Source organism: uncultured Sphingomonas sp., assembly GCF_964244265.1.
Lineage (GTDB): Bacteria > Pseudomonadota > Alphaproteobacteria > Sphingomonadales > Sphingomonadaceae > Sphingomonas.
In genome coordinates this window covers 161,041-168,090 of record NZ_CAXTHV010000001.1, presented here as the reverse complement: position 1 = coordinate 168,090, position 7,050 = coordinate 161,041, and the positions used below count along the sequence as shown (strand labels likewise).

At 67.0% G+C, this 7,050-nt stretch carries 10 protein-coding genes; 5 read left to right on the top strand and 5 right to left on the bottom strand.

Annotation, left to right across the window (positions count from 1 at the left end):
• Together ACFE7K_RS00960 and ACFE7K_RS00955 are read left to right on the top strand one after the other, a co-directional pair.
• The coding region (locus ACFE7K_RS00960; RefSeq protein ID WP_375396274.1) for a VUT family protein at positions 1 to 368 on the top strand (368 nt) is incomplete at its 5' end.
• A complete protein-coding gene (locus tag ACFE7K_RS00955) occupies positions 365 to 691 on the top strand; it encodes a hypothetical protein (RefSeq protein ID WP_375396273.1) in 327 nt (108 codons plus the stop codon). The genes ACFE7K_RS00960 and ACFE7K_RS00955, both read left to right, overlap by 4 nt.
• Here the strand turns inward: ACFE7K_RS00955 and purQ are convergent.
• The 5 genes from purQ to ACFE7K_RS00930 all read right to left on the bottom strand — a co-directional run bounded on the left by purQ (position 681) and on the right by ACFE7K_RS00930 (position 4,782).
• Positions 681 to 1,349, bottom strand: a complete 669-nt coding sequence (gene purQ / locus ACFE7K_RS00950) for a phosphoribosylformylglycinamidine synthase subunit PurQ (protein WP_375396272.1) — start codon at positions 1,347 to 1,349, stop codon at positions 681 to 683. The genes ACFE7K_RS00955 and purQ overlap by 11 nt on opposite strands.
• The gene (purS, locus tag ACFE7K_RS00945) at positions 1,346 to 1,588 is read right to left on the bottom strand and encodes a phosphoribosylformylglycinamidine synthase subunit PurS (protein ID WP_375396271.1); all 243 of its coding nucleotides are present in this window, start codon (positions 1,586 to 1,588) and stop codon (positions 1,346 to 1,348) included. Before purS ends, purQ begins: the two co-directional genes overlap by 4 nt.
• Before the next feature lie 113 nt (positions 1,589 to 1,701).
• The gene (locus ACFE7K_RS00940) at positions 1,702 to 2,457 is read right to left on the bottom strand and encodes a polyphosphate kinase 2 (RefSeq protein WP_375396270.1); all 756 of its coding nucleotides are present in this window, start codon (positions 2,455 to 2,457) and stop codon (positions 1,702 to 1,704) included.
• 41 nt (positions 2,458 to 2,498) lie between these two features.
• Positions 2,499 to 4,295 (bottom strand): DUF885 domain-containing protein, encoded by a 1,797-nt coding sequence (locus ACFE7K_RS00935; RefSeq protein WP_375396269.1) that lies wholly within the window; start codon positions 4,293 to 4,295, stop codon positions 2,499 to 2,501.
• Positions 4,296 to 4,572: 277 nt separating this feature from the next.
• Positions 4,573 to 4,782 carry a hypothetical protein gene (locus tag ACFE7K_RS00930; protein ID WP_375396268.1) on the bottom strand — a complete coding sequence of 70 codons (210 nt, stop codon included), beginning with the start codon at positions 4,780 to 4,782 and terminating at the stop codon, positions 4,573 to 4,575.
• Positions 4,783 to 4,977: 195 nt separating this feature from the next.
• Between ACFE7K_RS00930 and nadC the strand changes: the two genes are divergently transcribed.
• The 3 genes from nadC to ACFE7K_RS00915 are packed head-to-tail and all read left to right on the top strand — an operon-like array spanning position 4,978 to position 7,036.
• Positions 4,978 to 5,829, top strand: coding sequence for a carboxylating nicotinate-nucleotide diphosphorylase (nadC, locus tag ACFE7K_RS00925; protein ID WP_375396267.1), 852 nt, complete (start codon positions 4,978 to 4,980; stop codon positions 5,827 to 5,829).
• Positions 5,830 to 5,870: 41 nt separating this feature from the next.
• Positions 5,871 to 6,329 (top strand): hypothetical protein, encoded by a 459-nt coding sequence (locus ACFE7K_RS00920; protein WP_375396266.1) that lies wholly within the window; start codon positions 5,871 to 5,873, stop codon positions 6,327 to 6,329.
• Complete coding sequence (locus ACFE7K_RS00915) at positions 6,329 to 7,036, top strand: ribonuclease T (RefSeq protein ID WP_375396283.1); 708 nt, start codon at positions 6,329 to 6,331, stop codon at positions 7,034 to 7,036. Before ACFE7K_RS00920 ends, ACFE7K_RS00915 begins: the two co-directional genes overlap by 1 nt.
• The last annotated feature ends 14 nt before the right edge of the window (positions 7,037 to 7,050 follow it).

Sequence of the window (7,050 nt, the reverse complement as noted above, 5' to 3'; positions counted from 1 at the left end):
GGTATGGCGGCGTGACTCACAACCAATGGCCTCCGGCAAACCCGGGGCGGTTCAACATCGTCAACTCAATGGTCCTCGCCAAGATGAAATTGTGGACCGACGGCCGGCATCTGTGGACGCGCACGATCGGGTCGACCGTGGTCGGCGAGGGAGTCGACAGCCTGATCTTCTATCCGATCGCCTTCCTGGGCATCTGGACGACCGATCAGGTGCTGACCGTGCTCGTCACCAACTGGCTGCTCAAGGTGCTGTGGGAAGCGGTGCTGACGCCGGTCACGTATGCCGTGGTCGGCTATCTCAAGCGCGCCGAAGGCGTCGACGTCTATGACGAGGGCACCGACTTCAGCCCCTTCGGGACGCGCATGTGACGGTGCCGCCAAGCACCTTTCAGGCGGGCAAGCTGTGGCTGGTCGACCATTTCGGGCTGGCCAAGGATGCCCTGCATATCTATGTCGGGCTGACGCTGTTCCTACTGGCCGCATTGCTGTTCCGCTGGCCGGTGTCGAGCTGGCGCCCATGGGCGGTGGCGGTCGGCGCGGCCATGCTCGGCGAACTGGCCGATCTTCGCGACGTGGTCGCGTTCCACATGACGATCCACCTGGCGGACAATTGGCACGACATCTGGAACACCAGTTTCTGGCCCACCGTCATCATGGTGCTGGCGCGCAACACCCGCCTTTTCAGGCGCTGACCAGCGTTATCAGTCCTTCGAACAGCCGCCGACCGTCATCCCCGCCATGTGCCGCCTCAATGCGGCGTTCGGGGTGCGGCATCATGCCCAGAACGTTGCCCTCCGCGTTGAGGATGCCGGCGATGCGGCGGGCCGAGCCGTTGACGTCATCGGCATAGCGGAACGCGACACGGCCTTCGCCCTCCAGGCAGTCGAGCGTCGCGGCATCGGCGACGTAATTGCCGTCATGGTGCGCGACCGGGATGCTGATCTTCTCGCCCGCATCGTAGCGGCCGGTGAAGACCGATTGCGTATTCCCGACGGTCAGCGCGACATCGCGGCACACAAAGTCCAGCCCGGCATTGCGCATCAGCGCGCCGGGCAGCAGTCCCGCCTCGGTCAGCGCCTGGAAGCCGTTGCAGATGCCCAGCACCGGCGTGCCGCGATCGGCCGCGGCGGCCACCGCGCGCATCACCGGCGACCGCGCGGCGATCGCCCCGGAGCGCAGATAATCGCCATAGGAAAACCCCCCGGGCAGCGCGACCAGGTCGAGATGCTCGGGCAAGGCGGTCTCGGCATGCCAGACCATCGCCGGCACGCGCCCGGTGACGGCGGTGATCGCCACCGCCAGGTCGCGATCGCAATTGGAGCCCGGAAAGACGATGACCGCCGCTGTCACGCGACGGGCTCCAGCCGCTCGATCCGGAAGTTCTCGATCACGCTGTTGGCGATCAGCCGGCGGCACATGCCCTCGAGGTCGGCATCGCTGACTGCGTCGTCGACATCGAGGTCGATCACCTTGCCGGCGCGGACGTCGTTGATGCCGGCAAAGCCCAGGCCGTCCAGCGACTTGTGGATCGCGCGGCCCTGCGGATCGAGCACGCCGGGTTTCAGGGTGACGACGATGCGGACCTTCATCGCGTTGGCTCCGGTAAAAGGATGCCACCGCTATGCCGCCGCCAATGACCGCGGGCAAGCTTGCGTTGCCTGATCGGCGCGGGGGGCAAGCCCCGACGTACCGACCTTCCCGCTCATTTTTCCAACCGCCCGTCCTTCAACGCCGCCTTTTCGTACACGAACAACACGTCGGCATCCGGCGCCCCGACCGGCGTCGCCACCTCGTCCGGTGCCAGCACCCGCAATACGTGCCGCAGCACCGCCTTGTGCGCCTTCTTCTTGTGGTTCGCGCGCACGCATATCCACGGCGCGGCATCGCTGTGCGTGGCGGCGAGCATGGCGTCGCGCGCCTGCGTGTAATCGTCCCACTTATCCTGCGCCACGGCGTCCAGCGGGGAGCGTTTGAGCGCCTTGAGCGGATTGCCGGCGCGGTCGTCGAGGCGTTCCTTCTGCTCGTCCTTCGAGATGTCGAGCCAGAGCTTGACCAGCCGGATGCCGTTTTCGACCAGCATCGCCTCGAACCGCGGCACGTCCTTCAGGAACTGTGCCTGTTCTCCCGGCGTCGAGAAACCGTTGACCACCTCGACCCCGGCGCGATTGTACCAGCTGCGGTTGAAGATCACGAGTTCGCCCGCCGCGGGCAGCTGCGCGACATAGCGTTGCAGATACCATTGCGACTTCTCGCGATCATTGGGCTTGGGCAACGCGACGACGCGGGTGCTGCGGACCGAGAGATGCTCGGTCAGCGCCTTGATCGTGCCGTCCTTGCCCGCCGCGTCGCGCCCCTCAAGGACGATGACCGCGCGCTCGCCGGTCCGGGCGTGGGCGAGCTGCATCTGCACCAGCCCGAGCTGGAGATCGTCGCCGCCGTCCGGTCTGTCCTTCGCCACGATCCTGTTCCTTCCGCCGTTAAGAGGACTGCGTCGAGCACCTACCGGATCGGCAGGCCGAACACCAATTCACGGACGAACCGCGTTGGCGGGGAACCATGGGCGATCACGGCGTCGTTATAGGTTTTCAGATCAAACCTTGCGCCCCAGCGGCGTTTCGCCTCCTCACGCATCGCCATATGCTCCTCATAGCCCGAGAAATAGCTGAGCAACTGGGTGGACGACAAGCTGGCGCGGACCCACTTGCCCGCCGCCTCGCGCTCCTGCTGGAACGCGCCCTTCATCATCAGGTCCATCGCCTGGTCGCGCGTCATTCCTTCGGTTTGGATGCCGATATCGAGCAGCGTGTTGGTGATCGAACGCAGCCGCATCTTGAGCACGGTCAGCTTGAACAGGGGATCGCCGTTCAGATACCCTTCGTCCGCCATCATCCCTTCCGAATAGACCGCCCAGCCCTCGACGAAAGGTCCCGACGACAAAACGGCGCGCAGCACCGACCGATCCTGGTTGGCGCGGTCGATCTGCAGCCAATGCCCGGGCATCGCCTCATGAATGCTGAGGTCGTGGATCATGTAGGCGTTATATTCGCGCAGGAACGACGTCGCCTGGGCGTCGGTCCAGTCGTCGGGAATGGGCGAGATCGCATAGAACGTGTCCTGCCCCTTGTCGAACGGCCCCGGGCTGTCGCAATAGGCGACCGTGTTGCCCTGCTGGAACTTGGGCATGATGATGATCTTGACCGGCGCGGCAGGCATCGTGACCAGCCCCTTGTCGCGCACAAAGGCGCTGGCGCTGGCCAGCGTCGCGCGCGCGGTCGCCATCAGCTGGCCACGTTCGGGCCGCTTGGCATAGGTCAGGTCGAGCGCCGCCTCGACCGCCTTCTGTTGCTGCGCGGGGGTGGGCGCGGCGGGAAGGGCGGGGGAGCCCGCCCGGCCGGCCAGCACCTGCCGGGCGATCACGTACATCTGGCGGCGTGTGTCGGCGGCGGCGGCGGCGGCCTTGGCCTTCAGCTCGGATCGCGAGAGCGTCGACATCAGCGCGAACTTCATCTTCTGGTCGTACAGCGTCGCGCCCAGCCGGAAGTCGCCCTTCGCGGCGGGCACCAGCGTCTTGTCGAGCCAGACCTGCTGGTCCGCGATCGCGGTTTTCAGCCCGGCGAGCGAGGCGTCGAACCGCGCCCTGTCGGCGGGCGCCAGCGCGTCGGCGTGCGGCGCGAGCATGCCCTCGGCGATCTCGACGATGCCGCCATTCTGCTTTGCTACCTGCTGAGCATAGACCAGGGGCACCCGGGCGGGATCGAGCTGGCGGCGGGTTTCGAGCAGGAAGGCGGGGAGTGCGGCCATCCGCGCGGTTGCCGCCTTCAGCCGTTGCGGCCACGGCGCAAAGTCGCGCGCGGCCAGCGTGTAGAGCGCCCCCGCTGCGCCGTCATTATAGCCTTGCGCGTTCCACCGCCAGCTTTTCAGGACGTCATTGTCCCAGATGTCGAAACGCAGCTGGTTGTCGAGCAGCGCGGCGTCGACCTGATTGTCGCGGCTCAACGCCCTGCGGTCGATCCGGCCGAGTTCGGCGAGCAGGGCGCGCTCGAACGCCATCTGATCGGCACGGCCGGCCGCGCTGATATCCGCCAGCCTGTCGTCGAACCGGTGATCGCCGAGCTGGGTGCCATAGGATGGCGAAAAACGGGCGATGGCATCGATATAGCGCTTCGCCAGGTCGGCAAAGCGCGTGTCGGCGCTGGCTCGACCGGCGGCTGGCCCGGCGACCGCGGTCGTGGCGAACGGCACCGCCACGGCACCCAGCATTGCGGCGGCGGCGAGCGAGACGACGATAGTGCGCATGGCATTCCCCCCTGAGGAGGGGACATCTTACCCGCCGATGCGGCGCAAAGTCGAGGCGCCGGTGCGCGGCCCGGTCAATCCGCCAGCGCCGCCGCCATTGCCGCCAGCTTGACGACGGTGTTCCTGTTGCGTGCGATTCTTGTCGTGTCCCGTCCTGGCGGCGGGCATCGTCAGCTTCGACCCGCCATGCCGTGATCGGGATGACGGACGTAGATCACAGTGCCGCCGGAATTGACCGCGCGGAGCAAGGCGACATACGCAGTCACGCACCCGGCGGTCATTCCTCGCCCGGTGCGTCCTCCTCATCGTCGGCGCCCAGCGCGTCCTCTTCGTCCGCGTTGAGCTGGCGGTCGATTTCCTCGGAGATCAGGTCGAGCTGTTCGAAGCTGGCGGTGAATTCGAACGTGTCGCCTTCCTCGTCGTCGATCTGGATCAGATAGCCCTCGCGGGCGGGGGTGATGGTCAACGTATCGAGCGCCTTGGCCATGATCGGTTCCTCATGATGCAGTCGCGGTAATCGCCGGCCGCGTCGTTCGTTCCCTGGCTTCTCGCAATCGCCGGGCTTGGTTAGGGTGCGGACCCATGAAGTACGAGGTCGAGACGCTGCCCGCCCGTGCCGGCACCGATCTTCGGCTCCATCTCGATTTCGTACTTTATGGGTCTGCACCGTAAGGGAGAGCGCATGACAATCATGGCCATTGCGGGGTTCGACCTCGATGCCTTTATCGGCGCGACGCTCGCCGAGGATCTGGGCGATCGCGGCGACATCACCTCGGCGGCGGTGATCCCCGCCGCCGCGCGGTTCGCCGGCGTGATGGACAGCCGCGACGATATCGTCGTTGCCGGGCTGCCGATCGCCGAGGCGTTCTTTCGCGCGCTCGATCCCGACGCGCGGATCGAGCCGCTGGTCGCCGATGGCGACCGGGCGAGCGCCGGCACCGACTTGATGCGGATCGCCGGCTCGGCGGGCGCACTGCTGACCGCCGAGCGGTCGGCGTTGAACACCGTCCAGCATCTGTCGGGCATCGCCACCATGACCCGGGCCTATGTCGATCGCATCGCGGGCACGGGCGCGACCCTGCTCGATACGCGCAAGACGATCCCCGGGCTTCGCCTGTTGGAGAAATATGCGACGCGGATGGGTGGCGCGACCAACCACCGCATGGGCTTGTGGGACGCGGCGATGATCAAGGACAACCATGTCGCGGTCGCTGGCGGCGTGGGCGAGGCGGTGCGCCGCGCCGCGGCCGCGGGGATCGCGCGCATCATCGTCGAGGTCGACCGCCTCGACCAGATCGATCCGGCCTTGGCGGCCGGCGCCACCCACCTGCTGCTCGACAACATGGACGTGCCGACGCTGCGCCGGGCCGTGGCGCTGGTCGCCGACCGAGTGCCGACCGAGGCATCGGGCGGGGTGCGGCTCGACACGATCCGCGCGATCGCCGAGACCGGCGTCACCTATATCAGCGTCGGGCGGTTGACCCAATCGGCGCCGGCCGCCGATATTGGCCTCGATTTTTCCGCGACGACCTGATCGCGCCGCGCTAGGGTTCCCCCAAAGAGGGAAGAATGGTCATGGCACGGCCCGCATCGATTATCCTGTTCGAACGCTTCTACCTGGGCTGCTGGCTGGTCGGGCTGGCCGTGGTGGCGATCGCCTGGAACGACCAGGTCGCCGCGCTGGCGGCCAACCCGCAGGTCGCGGCGCTGGGCATGGGCGCGATACAGGGGATGCTGATCGGCGGGATCGCCTTGTCGTCGCTGGTTACGCTGCTGCTCTGGTATTTCGCCGCGCGCCGCCAGGCGGTGGTCGCGAAGTGGATCATCGTCGTGCTCTATGGCTTTGGCCTGATCGGGCTGCCGGCAATTTTCCTCCAGCTCGCGCGGGGTGACCTCAACGGTTTGCTGAACATCGTCGTCTATGCCTTGCATACCGCGGCGATCGTCATGCTGTTCCGCCGCGATGCGCGGCACTGGTTTGGCGAGACCAGGCCGGACCCGATCGTGTCAACGCCCGACAAGCCGTATCCATGATGCGACCGCTGATCGTGGCGGCGATGTCGCTGCTCGTTCCGGGCTTGGCCCAAGCCCAGGCCTTGATGTGCACGGCGCCCGCCGTGCCCCCAGTGCCGCGCCCCGACGTGCCGACTTCCGACCAGCCGACCCGGTTGCTCGCGATTGGCGGCTATACGCTGGCGCTGAGCTGGGTGCCGCAATATTGCCGGACCAGCGGGTTCAGCCCGTCCGCGCGCTTTGAATGCGCCAGCGGCAACCGGTTTGGGTTCGCGCTCCACGGCCTGTGGCCCGACGGCGTCGGCAAGGAATGGCCGCAATATTGCGCGGCGACCGCGTTGCTGCCCCCGGCGACGATCCGCGGGGTGCTGTGCGCGACTCCGTCGGCGCAGTTGATCCAGCACGAATGGGCCAAGCACGGGACCTGTACGGGCATGACCGCCGATGCGTATTTCGCGCGCTCGACCGGGCTGTATCGCGCGCTGTCCTCTCCCGACATGAGCGTCCTGTCGCGTCGTGCGCTGACCGCCGGCGCTCTTGCCGCGGCGATCGCCACCGCCAATCCGCGGCTGCCGGCCAACGCCGTCCGGGTTACGACAACGCGGGACGGCTGGCTGGACGAACTGTGGCTGTGCCTCGACAAGCGATATCGTTATGCGCAATGCCGCGCGGGGTCGGGCGGCGTCGCGCCGGAAACGCGGGTCAGGATCTGGCGGGGCGACCGATAGCGGATCGCGGAACC

Coding starts and splice junctions, on each gene's coding strand:
- ACFE7K_RS00915 (WP_375396283.1), top strand. CDS start 6,329: ATGCGACCGCTGATCGTGGCGGCGATGTCGCTGCTCGTTCCGGGCTTG.
- ACFE7K_RS00935 (WP_375396269.1), bottom strand. CDS start 4,295: ATGCGCACTATCGTCGTCTCGCTCGCCGCCGCCGCAATGCTGGGTGCC.
- ACFE7K_RS00920 (WP_375396266.1), top strand. CDS start 5,871: ATGGCACGGCCCGCATCGATTATCCTGTTCGAACGCTTCTACCTGGGC.
- nadC (WP_375396267.1), top strand. CDS start 4,978: ATGACAATCATGGCCATTGCGGGGTTCGACCTCGATGCCTTTATCGGC.
- ACFE7K_RS00930 (WP_375396268.1), bottom strand. CDS start 4,782: ATGGCCAAGGCGCTCGATACGTTGACCATCACCCCCGCCCGCGAGGGC.
- purS (WP_375396271.1), bottom strand. CDS start 1,588: ATGAAGGTCCGCATCGTCGTCACCCTGAAACCCGGCGTGCTCGATCCG.